The following is an 18489-nucleotide window of genomic DNA, read 5'->3' as shown; positions in this document are numbered from 1 at the left end:
ACCGCCGATAAATTTTCTGCTGTCTCGTAACCAGCCGCAATGTTGATCGGAGGCCATCTCCACCGCAACAACAACACTGGGCTGACTAGGTATCAAATTATGTCTACTCCATAGCCGCTGTCGAAGGCTGCGGGTACATCACGCCGTCTTCTCCGGCTCCTTGACCTTGTACCAAGCCACATAAAGCGCCGGCAGGAACAGCAGCGTCAGCAGCGTGGCGCTGATGATGCCGCCGATCATGGCGTAGGCCATGGGGCCCCAGAACACTTCGCGGGCGATGGGGATCATGCCCAGGCTGGCGGCCGCCGCGGTCAGCAGGATGGGCCGGCGGCGGTGCTGGGTGGCTTGCACCACGGCGTCCCACGGGGTGTAGCCGTCCTTCTCGAAGATGTCGATCTGGGTCACCAGGATCACCGAGTTGCGGATGATGATGCCGATCAGCGCCAGAATGCCGAGGATGGCCACGAAGCCCATGGGCGTGCCGGTGGGCACCAGCGCCACCACCACGCCGATCAACCCCAGGGGCGCTACGCTGGCCACCAGGAACATCTTCTGCACGCTGTGCAGCTGGATCATCAGGAAGGTCGCCATCAGGAACAGCATCAGCGGCACGACGCGGGCAATGGGGCCCTGGGCCTTGCCGCTTTCTTCGACGGTGCCGCCGGTGGCCACTTTGTAGCCCACCGGCAGGCTGCTGGCGAACTGGTCGATGGTGGGCTTGAGCTGGGTGACCAGGTCGGTGGGCTGGATCTGGTCGCGCACCGAGGCCTTGATTGTGATGGTGGGGTGGCGGTCGCGGCGCCACACCAGCGGTTGTTCCAGTTCATAGCGTACGGTGGCGAACGCCAGCAGCGGAATCGATACGCCGTTGGGTGTCACGATCTGCAGGTTCTGCAGGGTTTCCGGCGAGCCACGCTCGGCGTTTTCGGCACGCCCCACCACGTTGATCAGGTAGATGTCGTCGTTGACCTGGGTCACCGCGGTGCCGCTGACGATGGTGTTCATCAGCTTGGCCACGTCTTCCGAGGACAGCCCCAGCTGCCGTGCCTTGTCCTGGTTGATGTCGATGCGCAGCACCTTGCCCGGTTCGTTCCAGTCATAAATGATCTGGCCGATGTGCGGGTTCTGGTCCAGCAGCGTGGCCAGGTCGATGGCGTGCTTGCGCACCTGGTCGATGTCCTTGCCGCTGACCCGGTACTGGATCGGCCGGCCTACCGGCGGGCCCATTTCCAGGGTCTGCACGTAGCTGCCAATGCCCACGAAGTCGTCGCGCAGGCGCTTGCGCAGGCGGTCCATCAGCGCCGCCCGCTCGTCCAGGCCCTTGCTGACGATCACCAGCTGGGCGTAGTACGGGTTCTCCAGCTGCTGGTCCAGGGGCAGGTAGAAACGAATCGCGCCCTGGCCGATGTAGGTGCTCCAGCGGGCGATGTCCGGGTCGTCCTTGAGGCTGGCCTCCAGCTTGTCCACCGCCTTGCGGGTCTCGTTGATCGACGAGTTCTGCGGCAGGTTCAGCTCCACCAGCACCTCGGGCCGGTCGGACGAGGGGAAGAACTGGTTCTGCACGAAGCGCATGCAGAACACCGACAGCAGGAATAGCCCCACGGTGATCAGGATGGTCAGCCAGCGGTGGCGCATGGCCCACAGCAGGCCGCTGTTGAACACCCGGCCAATGCGCCCCGGCTCGCTGGAGTGCGGCTTCACGTTGGTGCTGAGGATGTGCACGCCCAGCACCGGCGCGAACAGCACCGCCACCACCCAGGACACCAGCATGGCCACGGCGATGACCGCGAACAGGGTGAAGGTGTACTCCCCTGCCGAGCTGGCGTTGAGGCCGATGGGCACGAAGCCCGCCACCGTCACCAAAGTGCCGGTGAGCATGGGGAAGGCCGTGGAGGTGTAGGCAAAGGTGGCCGCCTGCTCCTTGGTCTCGCCCATTTCCAGGCGCGTGACCATCATCTCCACGGTAATCATGGCGTCGTCCACCAGCAGGCCCAGGGCGATGATCAGCGCGCCCAGGGAGATCCGCTGCATGGTGATGCCGCTGTATTCCATGAACACGAACACCATGGCCAGCACCAGCGGGATCGAGCAGGCCACCACCAACCCGGCGCGCACGCCCAGGCTGATGAAGCTCACCACCAGCACGATGATCACCGCCTCGAACAGGGCGCTGGTGAAGCCGCCCACGGCCTCTTCCACCACCTGGGCCTGGTCGGAGACGTTGTGGATGCCGACGCCCACCGGCATATCGGCGGTGATCTCGGTGATGCGCTGGTGCAGGGCCTTGCCGAACGACTGGATGTTGCCGCCGTCGCGCATGGCGATGGCCAGGCCAATGGCCGGCTGGCCGTTGAAGCGGAACATCGGCGTGGGCGGGTCGCTGTAGCCGCGCTGGATGTCGGCGACGTCGGCCAGGCGGTAGAAGCGGTCGTTGAGCCGCAGGTTCACCGCCGCCAGGTCTTTCTCGGAGGCGAACTGGCCGCTGGTGCGCACGGAAATGCGCTCGGGCCCGGCCTCGATCACCCCGGCCGGCGTCACCGCGTTCTGCGCCTGCAACGCCTGCACCACCTGGCGCTGGTCAATGCCCAGGGCCGCCAGCTTGCGGGTGGAGAAGTTCAGGTACAGCACCTCGTCCTGGGCGCCGATCATTTCGATCTTGCCCAGCCCCGGCACCTGGCGAATCTCGGCGCGGGCCTGCTCCACGTAGTCGCGCAGCTGGCGCATGCTCAGGCCGTCGGCGGTGAAGGCGTAGATCGAGCCGTATACGTCGCCGAACTCGTCGTTGAACGCCGGGCCCTGGATACCTTGGGGGAAACTGCTGCGAATGTCGTCGATCTTCTTGCGTACCTGGTACCAGATCTGCGGGATGGCCTTGCCGCTGGTGGTGTCGCGCAGGTACACGAAGACGGTGGATTCGCCGGGGCGGGTGTAGCTTTTCACGTAGTCGAGGGAGTCCAGCTCCTCGAGCTTCTTCTCGATACGGTCGGTCACCTGCAGCAGGGTTTCGTCCTGGGTGGCGCCCGGCCAGCGAGTCTGGATGACCATGGTCTTGATGGTGAAGCTGGGGTCTTCCTCGCGGCCAAGATTGAGGTAGGAAAACACCCCCATCAGCAGCGCCACGAACATCAGGTACCAGACGAAGGACTGGTGTTTCAGCGCCCAGTCGGACAGGTTGAAGCTTCCTTTCATTGCTTGCTGCCCTCGTCCACTTTGACCTTCTGCCCCGGTTTGAGACTGTTGACGCCGGCGCTGACCACGCGCTCGCCGGCTTGTACCCCGGCGCTGACAATGACCGAGTCCTGGTCACGGCTGATGACGTGCACCGCACGCGGCGCCACGGTGTGGTTCTGCATGTCGATGACCCAGATGCGTGACTGGCCCTCGGCCTCCTGGATGGCGCTGAGCGGCAGCTCCACCTTGGGTTCGATGGCGGTGCTCAGGGTCACGCCGATGGCCGTGCCCAGGCGGAACGCCGGCGGCGTGTCGGCCAGGGTCAGGCGTGCGCGGCGGGTGCGCGTGGCGCTGTCGGCCTGGGGTTCCAGTTCGCGCAAGGTGGCGGTGGTGCTGATGCTCGGCTCCAGCTGGTCGGCGACGGTGAAGGTCACGCCCGGCGGTAGCTGTTCGGCCAGGGACGACGGCAGGTCGATCACCGCTTCCTTGATATCGGGCCTCGCCAACGTCACCACTTCCTGGCCGGCGCTGACCACCTGGCCAGCCTCGACGTTCCAGTGGGTGACCACGGCGTCGTGGTCCGTGCGCAGTTCGCTGTAGTTGAGCTGGTCCTTGGCCTGGCTGACCGAGGCCTGGGCCTGGTCCAGCGACGCCTTGGTGGTTTTCAGGTTGGTCTGGGCCACGTCCAGTTGCGCCTGGGCGCCCACGCCACGGTCGAACAGCTCCTGCTGGCGGCGCGCGTCGGCCTGGGCGTTGATCCACTGCGCCTGCACCCGCGCCAGGTCGCCCTGGGTGGAACGCACCTGGTTCTGCAGGTCGGTGGGGTCGAGGGTGGCCAGCAGGTCGCCGGCCTTCACTTCGCTGCCCACGTCCACGGCGCGCCGGGCGATGCGCCCGGACACCCGGAAGCCCAGGGTGCTTTCGTAGCGGGCCTGGATGGTGCCGGCGAAGCGCCCCAGCTGCTCCATGTTCTGCGGGGTGATCTGCACCGACAGCACCGGGCGCACCGGCTCGGGCGGCGGTTCATTCTTCGAACAGCCCAGCAGCGCCAGGCCCAGGCACAGCGAGGTCAATGCACGGATCATGGCTTGTCCTCGGCAGTGGCCTGGGCAGCGATTTCGACCTGCATGTCCGGGTGCAGCAGTTGCACCCCGGCCACCACTATCTTGTCGCCATCCTGCAAGCCGTCGCCCACCACCACCTTGCCGGTGAGGTAGCGGGCGACGGTGACTTTCTTCAGGCTGACCTTGTTCTGCGCGTCCACCCGCCACACGGCCGGGTCGCTGCCGTCCTTGGTCAGGGCCGACCAGGGCAGCTCGATGCTGGGTTTGGCCGGCCCGCTAAGGGTGCCGCTGACCACCGAGCCCAGGTTCATGCCCGGCGGCAGGCCGGCCAGCGCCACTTTAACCTGCAGGGTGCCGGTCTGCGCCGACACCGCGGGGGTCACTTCGCGCACCTTGCCGGTGGTCTTCACCTTCGGGTCTTCGACCAGGCTGACCGGCACCTGCTGGTCGCCGGCAGGCTGCACGAACAGCGACTCATAGACGTTGAACACCGCGTCGCGCTCGCCGTCGCGGGCCAGGCTGAAGATCGGCACGGTAGCCTGCACCACCTGCCCGACTTCGGCCTGGCGGGCGGTGATGATGCCGGGCGCCTCGGCGATCAGGTCGGTATAGCTCAACTGCTCGCGGGCGCTGGCCAGCTGCGCGTTGGCGGCGGCCAGGGCGCTCTGGCTGCTGCGCAGCGCGGCCTGGGCGGAGTCGTATTCGCTCTGGCTGGTGTAGCCCTTGGGCAGCAGCTTCTGCTGGCGCACGAAGGCGGCCTGGGTCTGGGTGACCCGCGCCTGCTCGGCGAACACCGCGGCCTTGGCCGAGTCGACGTTGGTCTGCAGGTCCTTGGGGTCGAGCTGGGCCAGCACCTGGCGGGCGCTGACGCGGTCGCCGACGTCGACCATGCGCTTGATGATCTTGCCACCCACGCGGAACGACAGCTGGGTCTGCACCCGCGCCTGAATATCGCCGGTCAGGCTCACGGGCGCGGCAAAGTCGGTGCTCTGCACCGTCTGCACCTTCACCCTGGGCCGCTGCGGTTCCTCCGGCTTGCCCTGCCCACAACCGGCCAGGGTTGCCGCAAGGCAAGCACCCAACACCCAACCCAACCGAAGAGCAGCCATGCAGGCTCCTTTGCGTGCGCTGTTTTAGCTCAGATTCATTATGAGCCGTGAGGGTAGCTCAGTGTTCATCGTGCGGACAACTGCCATGTACGTGCGGTCATCCGCTGAAAACTTGTTCGAGGATTTTTCACCCCGGGTGGGATCTTTTTCGCACGGGCGTACTCGAAAACTTTCTGCCCGTGCCAAGGAAGTCCAATAATGAATAACAACACCGTGAAAAAGCTCGACCCCCAGGACGTGATCAAACTGCTGGCGGCCCTGCGCCGCGCAATAATCCCCGTAGCAGCGGCCGCAGGCCGCGTCCCAGGCGCCGCGTGACGGCGCAGGCAATAAAAAACGCCGACGCTGTGTAAGCCGTCGGCGTTTTTGCAGTGCAGCTCAGCTGGCGATCAGAACGCCGGCAGTACCGCGCCGTTGTATTTCTTGGCGATGAATTCCTTCACTTCCGGGCTGGTCAGGGCAGCGGCCAGTTTCTTGATGGCGTCGCTGTCCTTGTTGTCCGGGCGGGCAACCAGGTAGTTCACGTACGGCGAGTCGGCGCCTTCGATCACCAGGGCGTCCTTGGCCGGGTTCAGGCCGGCGTCCAGCGCGTAGTTGGTGTTGATCATGTCCAGGTCAACCTGGTCCAGGGCGCGTGGCAGCATGGCCGATTCCAGCTCCTTGAACTTCAGGTGCTTGGGGTTCTCGGCGATGTCTTTCGGGGTGGCCAGGGCGTTCTTCGGATCTTTCAGGGTGATCAGGCCGGCTTTCTGCAGCAGGATCAGTGCGCGGCCGCTGTTGCTGCCTTCGTTCGGAATGGCAACGGTAGCGCCGTCTTTCAGCTCGGACAGCGACTTGATCTTCTTCGAGTAGCCGCCGAAGGGTTCCACGTGCACGCCGACCACGGTCACCAGGTGGGTGCCCTTGCCGTCGTTGAAGTTCTTCAGGTACGGCAGGGTCTGGAAGTAGTTGGCGTCCAGGCGCTTCTGGTCAACCTGCACGTTGGGCTGTACGTAGTCGGTGAAGACCTTGATTTCCAGGTCCACGCCTTCTTTAGCCAGGACCGGTTTCACCAGCTCCAGGATTTCAGCGTGCGGGACCGGGGTAGCAGCGACCACCAGCTTCTCGTTGGCGTTGGCAACACCCATGGTCAGGGCGGCGGCCAGGGCAGTGAACAGCAGAGCCTTTTTCATGCAATGTCCTTGATCAATAAGGTGCCAGCTGCGTATTTGGCCGGCTTGGGGCGGACAATACCGATATTTTTTATACCAAGACAATATCTTTTATTTCACTGCTTATGCCTTTTTCGTCATTTCCAGGCAATTGGCCATGTCGGCGCCCCACGCATGGCTCAGCCAATTTGTTGCGCCACACGCAAGGCACTGCGCTCCAGCAACGCTTTCAGGCCCTGAAGTGCCGAGCCAGAGCCCTCGCCGAGCAGTGCGGCAATCTGCCGCTCGATGTCGGCCAGCGGTTCGGCCACCAGCGGCAGGTTCAGGTGCTCGGGCAGAATCTCGTCGCCGCTGCTGACCAGCAGGGCGAAATGAATGATGTTTTCCAGCTCGCGGGTGTTGCCCGGCCAGCTGTGGCGCTCAAGCAGCAGCTGGGCGCTTTCGCTGATCAACGGCACCGGCAGGTTCAGGCGCGCGCTGTAGATGCCGACGAAATATTCGGCCAGCGACAGGATGTCCCCCGGACGTTCGCGCAGGGCCGGCAGCACCAGGCGGCCTTCGCCCAGGTAATGGAACAGCCGCTCGTTGAACTTGCCGGCGGCCACGGCCTGGGCCAGGTCGATGCTGGTGGCGGCCACCAGGCGCACGTCCACCGGGCTTGGCTGCTGGGCACCGACGCGGGTGACTTCGTGGTTTTCCAGCGCTGCCAGCAGCTTCAATTGAATAGGCAACGGCAGGTCGCCGATCTCGTCCAGGTACAGGGTGCCGCCGTTGGCCGAACCGAACCACCCTGCCCGGCTGCTGGCCGAGCCGCTATAAGCCCCGGCGCTGTAGCCGAACAGTTCGGCGTCGGCGTAGGTGGGGCTGATAGCGCCGCAGTTCACCGACACGAACAGCCCGGCGCGGTCGCTGGCGCGGTGAATATGCCGGGCCAGCAGCTCCTTGCCGGTGCCCGTCTCGCCATGGATCAGCACCGGCAGGCTGCGCGGCGCCAGGCTTTCCAGCTCCTGGCGCAGCTGCCGCGAGCGCGGGTCGACGAACACCAGCGCCTTGGCGCGGATGCTCAGGGGGCTCTTGTCGGCTTCGGGGAAGGTCAGCAGCGGCTGGCCGAAATGTTCAGGATGACTCATGGCAATACTCCCGCCCGGGCGCATAGGCCCGGGCGTTTTTCGAATAAATGGCGGTCAGGCGCTGCGCAGTGCGTGGGCCTGCAGGCGGGTTTGCAGGCGGTACAGGTAGGCGAAACCCTGCTCCCAGCGCTGGTGGCCGGACTTGACATTGATGTGCCCAGCGCCCGCCAGGATGCCAGCCTCGGCGCCCCAGTCGCGGGCCATCTGCATGGCGCGCGGCACGCTTACGGCCGGGTCGTTGTCGGAGCTGACCACCTGGCTGGGGAACGGCAGCAAGTGGGTGGGCACGGGGGCGAAGTTGCGCAGCGCCGGCGAGCACGCCGGGCGCTCGACATCGGCCGGCGCCACCAGCAAGGCGCCCTGCACCCGGCGCAGCAGCGCCCGCGGTGCCTGCGCGGCCCAGTGGGCCACGGTGATGCAGCCCAGGCTGTGGGCAATCAGGATCACCGGATCGGTGCTGGCGCTGATGGCCTGCTCAAGGGCGGCCACCCAGTCCTGGCGTTGCGGCGCCAACCAGTCGGCCTGCTCTACCCGCGCGCTGTTGGGCAGGCTGTTGCACCAGTGGCTTTGCCAGTGGTCCTGGGGGGAACCTTGCCAGCCCGGCACAATCAGGTAGCGGATCGACTCGTTGCGCATGGCATACGCCTCCTGCATCGTTTGCGTTGAGGTCAGTATAGGGGCGGGTCATATATTCGTTAAGGAATAAGAAGCTATTTGTTAATAACTTATAACGATATAACTGTGGGGTGATTGGGGACGCGGCCGATGGCCGCTGCTACGGGGGCGCAAAAAAAAGGGCCGCCCCCTGCCTGAGGAGCGACCCAAGAAACCACTGAAAAACGTTACCGCTTGGTAATCACCGACAGCTTGGTGATGCCCGCCTTTTCAATCGACGCCATGGCCCCCGCCACCTTGCCGTAGCCCACGCCGTCGTCGGCCTGCAGCTGCACGCGCAGGTCCGGGTTCTTGGCCTTGGCCGCCTCCAGGTTCGACTCCAGCAGGTCGGGCTGCACTTCGTCCTTGTTGATGAAGAACTTGCCGCCACCGTCGATGCTCACCACCAGCGGGTCTTTCTGCTCAACCGGCGCCACCGAGTCGGTCTTGGGCAGGTTGATCGGGATCGAGTTGGTGAGCAGCGGCGCGGTAACGATGAACACCACCAGCAGTACCAGCATCACGTCCACCAGCGGCGTGACGTTGATCTCGCTCAGTACCTCATCACTGTCCTGGGTAGAGAAGGCCATATCAGGACGCCTCCTTCACTTTCTGGCCAGCACCGCCCTGGACGGTTTTGGTCAGGGCCGGGTGCAGCAGCACGCGGAATTGGCTCTTCTGGGCCAGGCTGTAGAAGTCGTGGGCGAAATCGTCGAGGTCGGCCACGGTCAGCTTCAGGCGGCGCAGGAAGTAGTTGTAGACCAGCACCGCCGGCACGGCGACGGCGATACCCACGCCGGTGGCCACCAGGGCCGAGCCGATGGGGCCGGCCACGGTTTCCAGGCTGGCGGAACCGGCGGCGCTGATGCCTTTCAGGGCGGACATGATGCCCCACACGGTGCCGAACAGGCCGATGAAGGGCGAGGTGGAACCGATACTCGCCAGCACCGCCAGGCCGGTTTCCAGGGAACGGCGCTCACGCACGATCTGTTGGCGCAGGGCGCGCTCCAGGCGGTCCTGGTGGTTGATGGCCTGGCTCAGGTCCGCGGCATGGCCGGGCTCACCGACCTGGATGGCGGCGTAGCCGGCCTGGGCGACGCGGGCGGCGGCGCCCGGCTGGGTCACGGTCAGTTCGGCGGCCGAATCCAGGCTCGACGCCGCCCAGAATTGCTTGTGGAACTTGCGGTCCTGGTTCTTCAGGCGGCCGAACTGCGCGCCCTTGGCCAGGAACAGGCCCCAGGTGGCGACGGAGAAGATGATCAACAGCCAGATTACCGCGCCTTCGATGGAGGCAAATGGGGAAGCCAAAGTACTCATGATGTGTATTCCTTGTGTTAGCGCGAATTAGCGGATCTTGAAGTCGATGGGCACGCTGACCCAGCCGTCCTGGGCGACATCGCCCTGCTTGGCCGGTACGAAACTCCAGCGTTTGACGGCGGCAAGCGCGGCGTCATCGAGCTGGTCGCGACCACTGCTTTTCTGGATCTGAATCTCGCCGGGCTTGCCGGTGGCCAGCACATGCACCCGCAACAGCACGGTGCCTTCCCAGTTGCGGCGCATGGCCAGGGCCGGGTATTCGGGCGCCGGGTTGTGCAGGTAACCGGCGTTCGCCGAGGCCGGGGTTACCGGTTTCGGTGCGGGGGGTGCAGGCGGTGCCGGTGGCGTCGGCGCGGCAACCGGCTGTGGCGGCGCTGGCGGTTGTTCCACCGGCTTCGGCACGGGCTTGGGCAGCGGCTTGGCGACCTGCTTGGGCTTGGGTTTGGGCTTGGGCGGCGGCTTGGTGGCCAGCTCGTCCTCGACCGGTGGCGGCGGCTCTACCGGCTGCGCCACGGGCGGTGGCGGCGGCGGTGGGGGCGTTTCAACCACCGGCGGTGCCGGTTGGGAAAACTCGATGGTCATTGGCGGGATTTCTGGCGGCTTGATCGGCAGCGCGGCCAGCGGTTCCTGGCTCAGCCAGTACATCACCGCGCCATGCAGCACCAGCGCAAACACGCCCAGCGCAATCCCTTCACGCCGGCTCAGTACACCCTTGGGGGTCGTGTGCAGACGCGACTGGGCCAGCGGCGCACGGTGCGCGCGGCCCAGGTCGACCAACTCGCCGCCCGGTGCCTGGCGCCGTAGCGCCTGGGGTGCACTGGCTGCGGTCTGGACATTGCCCATTGTTGTACTCCTGCGGTCTTCAGCGATAGTGCGAGGGAGGCCTCGCGAGGCGAATCATCGACGCCCCACGCTTAGCTCTGAAAGTAATCTTTAAAGTTATACATAGACCTGTATGGAATATGCAGAACCCTGGTTTAGCTCTGGCCCTTGCCCTGCAAGGCCTGTAGCAGAGCGCTCGGAAGCCGATGCCTTGGGGGCATTGAAAATATTCCCCCAAGGCATGGCTTTCAGCGGCTGGCGCTGGCGTTTTTCAGCGCCGCGTCGGGGGCCAGCACGGCGGTCTCGGCGTGGGGCGTGCCTTCGGGCACCCAGTCGTAGGCCACCGGCAAGGCGCGGTACACCCAATTGCTGATGGCGTCGCTACCCGGTGCCTTGCCCTGGTAGGGGCTCACGTACTCCCAGACGATCTCGCCCTTGTCGGTGACCTGGAAGAAGCGCCCGTTCATGCCTTCGTCGATCAGCGTGTTGCCGTTGGGCAGGCGCCGGGCGCTGCTGATGAACGAGCTGTAGAAGGCCCACGAAGGCTGTTTCGAGCTGGCGGCGGTGTACTGCCACACCACCTGCTGCTTGATGGGGTCGATCTCCAGCACGCGCGAGCCCGGGGTCAGGCCCAGGGGCGCCGAGGGGTAGCCGGCGGTGCCCTGGTTGTCGAACACCAGCAGGTTGCCGGCGCCTGGCAGCCCGGCCGGGATGATGTGCACGTCATGCTGGCCAACGAACTGGTCCAGCGGCCGCGGCACCTGCTGGGCGGTCTTGGGGTTGAGGGCCGGCAGGTTCGGGCCCAGGTGCCACACCACCTTGCCGCTGGCCTTGTCGATGATGGCGATGAAGTTGGAGTTGCGTGAGTCCAGCAGCAGGTTGTCGGGGGCGAAGCGCTTGTCGCCGGCGTCGAACCACTTGTTGGGCCCTACCACGCTGAGGTTGTTGATGTGCAGGTAGTCGGGGTTGTCGGTGGCGCGCACCAGCTTCAACTGCGCCGGGGTGAAGCCGAACTCGGTAAGGTGGTCGCTGGCCAGCCATTGCCATTTCACCTGGCCTTGCGGATCTACCTCGTACACCACGTCGTCGATCAGCTGCGGCACCTTGAAGCCGGCCACCTTGTGCACCTTGTTGGCCAGCACCAGGGTGTTGCCGTTGCCCAGGCGGCGCTGGTCATGGTGTTGCTGGGCGGCGCCACCGGGGGCCTTGTCGCCCCACTGCCACACCACCTTGCCGCTCCAGTCCAGCTCGCCGACGCTCTGGTTGGCCAGGCCGTTGCCGGCCGCCCCCAACGGGCCCGGCGCCTTGTCGCTGAGTTGCAGCAGCACGTGGCCGCGCTCGCCGCCTACCAGCCTGGGGTCGATGATGGCCGACGGGAAGCCGTTGTGCGGCCAGCTTTTCACCTCGTTGCCGTCCATGTCGATCAGGTGGGTCTGCTTGTCGGCACCAGCGAAAATCACGTACTGGTTGTAGGCCTTGGCCGGGTCGTAGCGGGTCACCCCGGTGGGGTACACGCTGGGTGCGGCCTGGGCCACGCTGGCGAACACCGCACTGGCCAGCAACGCTGTCTTGAAGGCTTTCATGATCACGTCCTTTGTTGTCAGAAGTCGTAGCGGGCGGTCACGCCCAGGGTGCGCGGGTCGCCAAGGATGCCGCTGTAGCCGCCGTTACCCTCGGCCCACAGGGTGGTGTAATAGGTCTTGTCGAAGGCGTTCTTCAGCCACAGCGAGACGTCCCACTGGCCCTGGCCGAGGTTGCCGCGAAAACCGGTGCTGAGGTTGACCAGGCTGTAGCCGGGGATCTGCGCGTAGGCGGAATCTTCCAGGGTACCCACGGCGTGGGAGCGGTACGAATAGCTGCCGGTGACGTACTCTTCCAGGCCGCTGGCCCAGTTCCACTTGTATTCGCCGTTGGTGTTGAACGTGTACTTCGAGGCGCCCACCACCTGGTGCCCGGACAGGCTGCACGAGGCCGGCGCACCGGTCTGCTCGCTGACTTCCGGCGGGCATGGGGCGTCCTTGTAGGACATGTACCGCACGTCGTTGTAGGCGCCGTTGAAGTTCAGGGTCAGCCCCTTGAGCGGCAGCACCGTGCCATCCAGCTCCAGGCCGCGGGAGCGCACGGTGCCGGCGTTGGTCAGGTAGGAGACGCGGTTGGCCGAGTCGTAGGCGTTGGCCTGGTAGCCGTTGACCGTGGTCCAGAACAGGTTGGCGTTGAGCAACAGGCGGCGGTCCCACAGGGTGCTCTTGAGCCCCAACTCGGCGTCGTTGGCGCGTTCGGCGCCAATCAGCAGCGAGTCGGCGCCGGCGGTGGGCGCGCTGCCGACGGCCAGGTTGACGCCGCCGGACTTCTCGCCGTGGGTCAGGGTGGCGTAGCCCATCAGGTCATCGGTGAAGTGGTAGCTCAAGTTGACCATGCCCGAGGGGCTGGCGCTGTACAGGCTCAGGTCGCCGGAGTTGTAGGCGCCGGCGCGGCCGTTGCGCGCGGTCAGGGCAGCGCCGGTCACGGCGCCGCCGCCCACCGGGGCGTCGCGTTCCACCCAGGCGCTCTTCTCTTCATAGGTGCCGCGCACGCCGGCGGTCAGGTCCAGCTTGGGCGTGAGGTGCCAGGTGCCCTGGGCGAACAGCGCGAAGCTGTCGGTGTCGATGTGGCCGTGGCCAATGCTGGTGACGTTGGCCAGCGCGCCCGTCGCGGTGCCGTTCCAGATATCGGCCTTGGGCCCGTAGTAGGAGAACGACTTGTTGTCGGTCTTCGAGCCGAAGTAGTAGCCACCCAGCACGTAGTCGAATGCCCCGCCGGTGGGCGATGCCAGGCGAAACTCCTGGGACCACTGCTTGTCTTCCACCGACACACCGGCGTTGTAGGCGGCAGGCACGTTGAGCCCGTCGTCGTTGCGCGGGGTGAAGTTCCAGAAGCGATAAGAGCTGATCGACGTCAGGGTGAAGTCGCTCGGCAGCTTCCAGTTGGCCTCCACCGAGCCACCGCCCTGGTGCACGGTCACGTGCTGGCTGTTGTCGAGGTTGACCTTGCGCGACCCCGGTTCCACCAGCGTGGCGCCCGCCGCCGCCGCGCGGGTTTCGTAGAGGTTGGAGCCGTTGACGGTCGGCCCGGTGTTGAACAGCGTGCGGGTGCCGGAACTGGAGTCTTCCTCGTTGTAGTCGACGATGGCGCGCAGGCTGAAGTCTTCGTTGGGCTTGAACAGCAGCTGCCCGCGCAGGCCGTCGCGCTCGCCGCCGCCCAGCTTGTGGCCGTTGTCTTCGTTGGTGATGGTGCCGCCGCTGTCGCTGCGGTACACCGACAGGCGCCCGGCCAGCTCATCGGTGATGGGCCCGGAGATAGTGCCCTTGGTCTGCACGTAACCGTGCTGGCCCACCGAGCTTTCAATGGTGCGCTCGGGGGTGAAGCTGGGCGCGCGGGTGGTGATGTTGATCACCCCCGCCGTGGTGTTCTTGCCGAACAGCGTGCCCTGCGGGCCGCGCAGCACCGCCAGCTGGTCGATGTCCATCAGGTCGAATACGGCCATGCCGGGGCGGCCCAGGTAGACGTTGTCGATGTACAGCCCCACGCTGCCTTCCAGGCCGTCGCTGGCGGGGTTGTTGCCCAGGCCGCGTATCGACACGCTGGACTGGCGCGCGTGCATGAACGCCACGTTGACGCTGGGCACCAGCTGCTGCAAATCCTGGATGCGGTACACGTGCTGGGCTTCCAGGGTGCTGCCGTCCACGGTGCTGATCGGCGTGGGCACGTCCTGGGCGCTTTCCTCCCGGCGCCGGGCGGTCACGGTCACGGTCTTGAGGTGGGTGCCATCGTCAGCCGCGGCGCTGGCCTGGGTGGGGTCGTCAGCCGCGTGGGCCAGGGAAAAACCGGCGCTGCCGGCCAACAGCATGGCCAGCGGCAAGCGCTTGAGACGCCTGGCTGAAGTGGGCGCTGCAGGGGGTGACTGACGACTCATGGCACGGCTCCTTGGTGAGGGAACGGGGGGCCGGCATTCGATGTGCCGACCACTCCGCATATTCCCTTCAGTTATTTGCATATGTTTTTCTAGAGATTTACTGCATAAGTGATTGCCTTTATAAGGAGTGCACCGGATGCATAGCAAATGCATTTGCCCGATACTTTTAATGTGAAAAATGCATATAGATCTGCGCCAACTTCGCCACCTGATCGCGCTCGCCGAACACCGCAGCTTCGTCGCCGCCGCCGTGGCCGTGAACCTGTCGCAATCGGCGTTCAGCCGGAGCATCCAGGCCCTGGAACACTCCGTGGGCTGCCAGCTGGTGGACCGCGGGCGCAAGGACCTGCCGCCCACCAAGCAGGGCCAGGTAGTGCTCGAGCATGCCCGGCGGCTGGTCAGCGGCGCGCGCCAGCTGAGCAACGAGATCAGCCAGTTCAATGGCCTGGAGGCCGGCGAGCTGCGCTTCGGCTGCGGCCCGGCACCGGCCTCCTGGCTGGTGCCGGCGGCGGTCGGCAGTTTCATTGGCCGCTACCCCAGGGCGCGGGTGCATTTCCACGTGGATGACTGGCACAGCCTGAGCAAGCGCCTGCTCAGCGAGGAGTTCGAATTCTTCGTCGCCGACACCCGCCAGTTCGAGGCCGACCCGGACTACCACACCCACCGCCTGCGCCCGCGCAAATGGCATTTCTGCTGCCGCGCCGGGCACCCGCTGGCGCAGCAGGAATGGGTCACGGCCGAGCAACTGCTCAGCTACCCGCTGGCTGCTACCCTGCGCCCGCCGAACCTGCGCAAGGTGCTGGCCGACCTCAGTGGCCGCCCCGACTTTGCCCCCAACGTGGAATGCGAAAGCAGCTATGCGCTGCTCAGCGTGGTGCTGCGCTCGGACGCCATCGGCATCAGCGGCAGCTACAGCGATGTCATGCGTGGCGCCGGCGGCGAACTGGTGCGGCTGCGAATAGAGGGGCTGGATGAGCAGCGCGAGGAGCTGTTCACCCGCTACGGCATCGTCAGCCGCGCGGGCTACCGGCTGTCGCCGCTGGCCGAAGCCATGATCGAGGAGATCAAGCTGGTGGATGAGCGCGATGAGGGCGGCACCACCTACGACATCCAGAACCTGGCGGTGTAGGTGCTTCGTGGGAGCTGGCTTGCCAGCGAGCTTTTTGGCCCCAACAACTCGCTGGCAAGCCAGCTCCCACAGGATCAAAGGCGAATCGTATGCAAGCAATGCATACAAAGTATTCATTGAATGCGCTTGCCGACTGGCCCTTCCCGATCGCGAAATAGTCGCTATTTCAGTGACTTGCGCAATCAGGAAGGCCCATGAAAAAGTTTTTCAAACCACTGCTCGGCATCGTCCTGGCCGGCCTGCTGGGCCACGCCCAGGCGGCCGACCCCGTCACCATCCGCATCGGCACGCCTGACCAGGGCGCCGGCAGCGCGCCGTTCATTGCCGGCCCCGTGGGCCTGGCGCATATCCAGAAGCAGCTGGAAAACGAATTCGCCGCCGATGGCGTGAAGGTGGAGTGGCACTTCTTCAAGGGCGCCGGCCCCGCGGTCAACGAAGCCCTGGCCAACCAGCAGCTGGACTTCGCCTGGCTCGGCGACCTGGCCGCCATCATCGGCCGTTCCAGCGGCCTGCGGACCCGCCTGCTGCTGGGCGCCCGCGGCAACAACATGTACCTGGCCACCCGCGCCGGCAGCGACATCCACAGCCTCGCCGACCTCAAGGGCAAGCGCGTGGCCGTGTACCGCGGCACCGCCGACCAGCTGTCGTTCGCCCGCGCCCTCGCCGCCCAGGGCCTGAAGGAACATGACCTGCAAATCATCAGCCTGGACTGGAGCGCCGCCCGCGCGGCCTTGGCCAGCGGCCAGATCGACGCCACCTGGTCGGGCATGGGCATTCTCGCCCTGGGCCAGCAAGGCGTGCAGTTCCCGCTCAGCACCAAGCAGCTGCCGCGCCTGGCCACCACCCAGGCCGGCCTTGTCGCCACCCAGGCGTTCATCGACCAGCACCCCGACCTGACCCAGCGTCTGATCAACGTGCTGGTTAAAAACGCTGCCTACCTCACCGAGCCGCAGAACCAGGCGCCCTACAACCAGCTGATGGCTGAGCAGAGCGCCATCCCGGCGCAGCTGTTCGAACAGGAAAGCGCCGGCGACGACCTGAAGTTCCGCGACTCGCCACGCATCGACGCCTTCCTGCGCGCCAGCCTGCAGGACAGCGTCGACCAGGCCAAGGCCCTGGGCCTGATCCGCCGCCCGTTCACCGCCACCGACTGGGTAGAGCCGCGTTTCGTCGACGCCGCCGTGCAGCAGCAAAATCTCGACGCCTTGTGGCCCGCCTTCGACGCCACCGGCAAAGCCCTCTGATACCCAGGTACCGACCATGACCGCGATCAAGAACGTGCTGTACATCATGTGCGACCAACTGCGCCGCGACTACCTGTCGTGCTACGGCCACCCGCACCTGCACACCCCCAACATCGACCGCCTGGCCGCCGCCGGCGTGCGTTTCAGCCGCGCCTACACCCAGGGCACCATCTGCGGGCCGTCGCGCATGTCGGCCTACACCGGCCGCTACGTCAGCAGCCACCAGGTGGCCTGGAACGGCGTGCCGCTGCCGCTGGACGAATTCACCATCGGCGATTACCTGCACCCGGCCGGCATTCGCACCGCGCTGGTGGGCAAGACCCACGCCACGCCCAACACCGACGCCCAGCAACGCCTGGCCATGGCGCCCGACAGCGCCCAGGCCGAGCAGTTGAACGAAGTGGGCTTCGAACCCTACGTGCGCCACGACGGCCTGTTCCCCGACGACCCGATCTTCGACGGCAAGCGCGAAGGCGCGCCCTACACCCATTACCTGCGCAAGCTCGGCTACGCTGGCCGCAACCCCTGGCACGACTGGGCCAACGCCGCCGAGGGCGCCAACGGCGAGATTCTCAGCGGCTGGAAAATGCGCAACGCCCACCTGCCCGCCCGCGTGCCCGAGCAGCACTCGGAAACGGTGTACACCACCGACCGCGCCATCGACTTCATCAGCGAGCAGGCCGAGCAGCCCTGGTGCCTGCACCTGTCCTACATCAAGCCGCACTGGCCCTACATTGCGCCTGCGCCGTACCACGCGTTGTATGGCAGGGACCAGGTAGTGTCCGCCGTGCTGCCACAGCCTGGCCAGGAGAACGACCACCCGGTGTACAACGCCTTCCGCCAGCACGAGGAAAGCCGCAATTTCTCCCGCGAGGAAGTGCGCCTCAACGTGATCCCCACCTACATGGGCCTGATCAAGCAGGTGGACGACCAGCTAGGCCGGCTGTTCGACTTCCTGCAAACCAACGGCCGCTGGGATGACACCCTGATCGTCTTCACCAGCGACCATGGCGACTACCTGGGCGACCACTACCTGGGCGAAAAGGAATTCCTGCTGGAGCCGGCCGTGGGCGTGCCGCTGATTGTGCGCGACCCGCGTGCCGCCGCCGATGCCACCCGTGGCACCGTGGACCCGCGCCTGGCCGAGACCATCGACGCCCTGCCCACCTTCCTCGACGCCCTGGGCCTGCCGGCGGCCGACCACCGCCTGGAGGGCCGCTCGCTGATCCCGCTGCTGCACGGCCAGCAGCCGGCCTGGCGCGACTTCGCCGTGGCCGAATACGACTACGCCTTCCAGGCCCCGGCCCGCGAGCGGCTGGGCCAGGCCATCGACCGCTGCCGCATGTACATGGTGCGCAGCGAACGCTACAAGTACCTGGCCTACGACGGCCACCGGCCGCAGCTGTTCGACCTGCTGAATGACCCGCAGGAACTGCATGACCTGGGCACCGACCCGGCTTTGGCCGCGGTGCGGGAGCAGCATCAGGGGTATCTGTTTGACTGGCTGCGCGGCTTGAAGCGCCGCACCACCATCAGCAATCGCGAGATTGATGTGCGTGGGCAGCGCTTCCGTTATGGCGAGCCTGAGGAGGAGAAGCTGGTGCCTATCGGCGTTTGGTAGACCGCGCCGGCCCTGGACGCGGCCTGGCGGCCGCTGCTACGCAGATCCCGTAGCAGCAACTGTCTTGAAATGGCGTCGTCTGCATCGCGACTAAAGTCGGCTCCTACACTATTCGTGGTAGGAGC

Annotated in this window: 14 protein-coding genes; 3 read left to right on the top strand and 11 right to left on the bottom strand. The window is 65.8% G+C overall.

What is annotated here, in order from left to right; translation table 11 throughout:
• Positions 1-138: 138 nt before the first annotated feature.
• The 11 genes from ACWKWX_RS02665 to ACWKWX_RS02615 all read right to left on the bottom strand — a co-directional run bounded on the left by ACWKWX_RS02665 (position 139) and on the right by ACWKWX_RS02615 (position 14370).
• Positions 139-3189 (bottom strand): efflux RND transporter permease subunit, encoded by a 3051-nt coding sequence (locus ACWKWX_RS02665; protein WP_483826967.1) that lies wholly within the window; start codon positions 3187-3189, stop codon positions 139-141.
• Positions 3186-4256 (bottom strand): efflux RND transporter periplasmic adaptor subunit, encoded by a 1071-nt coding sequence (locus tag ACWKWX_RS02660; protein WP_483826966.1) that lies wholly within the window; start codon positions 4254-4256, stop codon positions 3186-3188. Before ACWKWX_RS02660 ends, ACWKWX_RS02665 begins: the two co-directional genes overlap by 4 nt.
• Positions 4253-5344, bottom strand: coding sequence for an efflux RND transporter periplasmic adaptor subunit (locus tag ACWKWX_RS02655; protein ID WP_483826965.1), 1092 nt, complete (start codon positions 5342-5344; stop codon positions 4253-4255). The genes ACWKWX_RS02660 and ACWKWX_RS02655 overlap by 4 nt, the downstream gene beginning before the upstream one ends.
• A gap of 389 nt (positions 5345-5733) precedes the next feature.
• On the bottom strand, positions 5734-6516 hold the full coding sequence (locus ACWKWX_RS02650; RefSeq protein WP_416421536.1) for a MetQ/NlpA family ABC transporter substrate-binding protein: 783 nt from the start codon (positions 6514-6516) through the stop codon (positions 5734-5736).
• Positions 6517-6674: 158 nt separating this feature from the next.
• The gene (locus ACWKWX_RS02645) at positions 6675-7625 is read right to left on the bottom strand and encodes a sigma 54-interacting transcriptional regulator (protein ID WP_476296347.1); all 951 of its coding nucleotides are present in this window, start codon (positions 7623-7625) and stop codon (positions 6675-6677) included.
• Positions 7626-7679: 54 nt separating this feature from the next.
• On the bottom strand, positions 7680-8261 hold the full coding sequence (locus tag ACWKWX_RS02640) for an alpha/beta hydrolase (RefSeq protein ID WP_416421538.1): 582 nt from the start codon (positions 8259-8261) through the stop codon (positions 7680-7682).
• A 206-nt stretch (positions 8262-8467) separates the two neighbouring features.
• Positions 8468-8869 (bottom strand): ExbD/TolR family protein, encoded by a 402-nt coding sequence (locus ACWKWX_RS02635; RefSeq protein ID WP_416421539.1) that lies wholly within the window; start codon positions 8867-8869, stop codon positions 8468-8470.
• 1 nt (position 8870) lies between these two features.
• Positions 8871-9596 (bottom strand): MotA/TolQ/ExbB proton channel family protein, encoded by a 726-nt coding sequence (locus ACWKWX_RS02630; RefSeq protein WP_483826964.1) that lies wholly within the window; start codon positions 9594-9596, stop codon positions 8871-8873.
• A gap of 27 nt (positions 9597-9623) precedes the next feature.
• The gene (locus ACWKWX_RS02625; protein ID WP_416421541.1) at positions 9624-10439 is read right to left on the bottom strand and encodes an energy transducer TonB; all 816 of its coding nucleotides are present in this window, start codon (positions 10437-10439) and stop codon (positions 9624-9626) included.
• A 227-nt stretch (positions 10440-10666) separates the two neighbouring features.
• Entirely contained in the window at positions 10667-12001 is a 1335-nt protein-coding gene (locus ACWKWX_RS02620) for an aryl-sulfate sulfotransferase (protein ID WP_416421542.1), read from the bottom strand.
• Between the two features lie 17 nt (positions 12002-12018).
• Complete coding sequence (locus ACWKWX_RS02615) at positions 12019-14370, bottom strand: TonB-dependent receptor (protein WP_483826963.1); 2352 nt, start codon at positions 14368-14370, stop codon at positions 12019-12021.
• Between the two features lie 178 nt (positions 14371-14548).
• Between ACWKWX_RS02615 and ACWKWX_RS02610 the strand changes: the two genes are divergently transcribed.
• From ACWKWX_RS02610 to ACWKWX_RS02600, 3 genes are all read left to right on the top strand, one after another.
• Positions 14549-15499 (top strand): LysR family transcriptional regulator, encoded by a 951-nt coding sequence (locus ACWKWX_RS02610; RefSeq protein WP_483826962.1) that lies wholly within the window; start codon positions 14549-14551, stop codon positions 15497-15499.
• A gap of 194 nt (positions 15500-15693) precedes the next feature.
• Positions 15694-16743, top strand: a complete 1050-nt coding sequence (locus ACWKWX_RS02605; RefSeq protein ID WP_483826961.1) for an ABC transporter substrate-binding protein — start codon at positions 15694-15696, stop codon at positions 16741-16743.
• A 16-nt stretch (positions 16744-16759) separates the two neighbouring features.
• Entirely contained in the window at positions 16760-18364 is a 1605-nt protein-coding gene (locus ACWKWX_RS02600; protein WP_483826960.1) for an alkaline phosphatase family protein, read from the top strand.
• Positions 18365-18489 lie beyond the last annotated feature (125 nt).

The sequence above is a fragment of the Pseudomonas imperatae genome (genome assembly GCF_057128625.1).
Note: the sequence above shows the minus strand (reverse complement) of the source record. Positions and strands in the feature narration are given on the sequence as shown.

Excerpts from the sequence above, each read along its gene's own strand:
- ACWKWX_RS02605 (WP_483826961.1), top strand. The coding sequence starts at position 15,694 with ATGAAAAAGTTTTTCAAACCACTGCTCGGCATCGTCCTGGCCGGCCTG.
- ACWKWX_RS02610 (WP_483826962.1), top strand. The coding sequence starts at position 14,549 with ATGCATATAGATCTGCGCCAACTTCGCCACCTGATCGCGCTCGCCGAA.
- ACWKWX_RS02645 (WP_476296347.1), bottom strand. The coding sequence starts at position 7,625 with ATGAGTCATCCTGAACATTTCGGCCAGCCGCTGCTGACCTTCCCCGAA.
- ACWKWX_RS02660 (WP_483826966.1), bottom strand. The coding sequence starts at position 4,256 with ATGATCCGTGCATTGACCTCGCTGTGCCTGGGCCTGGCGCTGCTGGGC.
- ACWKWX_RS02620 (WP_416421542.1), bottom strand. The coding sequence starts at position 12,001 with ATGAAAGCCTTCAAGACAGCGTTGCTGGCCAGTGCGGTGTTCGCCAGC.
- ACWKWX_RS02635 (WP_416421539.1), bottom strand. The coding sequence starts at position 8,869 with ATGGCCTTCTCTACCCAGGACAGTGATGAGGTACTGAGCGAGATCAAC.
- ACWKWX_RS02665 (WP_483826967.1), bottom strand. The coding sequence starts at position 3,189 with ATGAAAGGAAGCTTCAACCTGTCCGACTGGGCGCTGAAACACCAGTCC.
- ACWKWX_RS02600 (WP_483826960.1), top strand. The coding sequence starts at position 16,760 with ATGACCGCGATCAAGAACGTGCTGTACATCATGTGCGACCAACTGCGC.
- ACWKWX_RS02625 (WP_416421541.1), bottom strand. The coding sequence starts at position 10,439 with ATGGGCAATGTCCAGACCGCAGCCAGTGCACCCCAGGCGCTACGGCGC.
- ACWKWX_RS02640 (WP_416421538.1), bottom strand. The coding sequence starts at position 8,261 with ATGCGCAACGAGTCGATCCGCTACCTGATTGTGCCGGGCTGGCAAGGT.
- ACWKWX_RS02630 (WP_483826964.1), bottom strand. The coding sequence starts at position 9,596 with ATGAGTACTTTGGCTTCCCCATTTGCCTCCATCGAAGGCGCGGTAATC.
- ACWKWX_RS02655 (WP_483826965.1), bottom strand. The coding sequence starts at position 5,344 with ATGGCTGCTCTTCGGTTGGGTTGGGTGTTGGGTGCTTGCCTTGCGGCA.
- ACWKWX_RS02650 (WP_416421536.1), bottom strand. The coding sequence starts at position 6,516 with ATGAAAAAGGCTCTGCTGTTCACTGCCCTGGCCGCCGCCCTGACCATG.
- ACWKWX_RS02615 (WP_483826963.1), bottom strand. The coding sequence starts at position 14,370 with ATGAGTCGTCAGTCACCCCCTGCAGCGCCCACTTCAGCCAGGCGTCTC.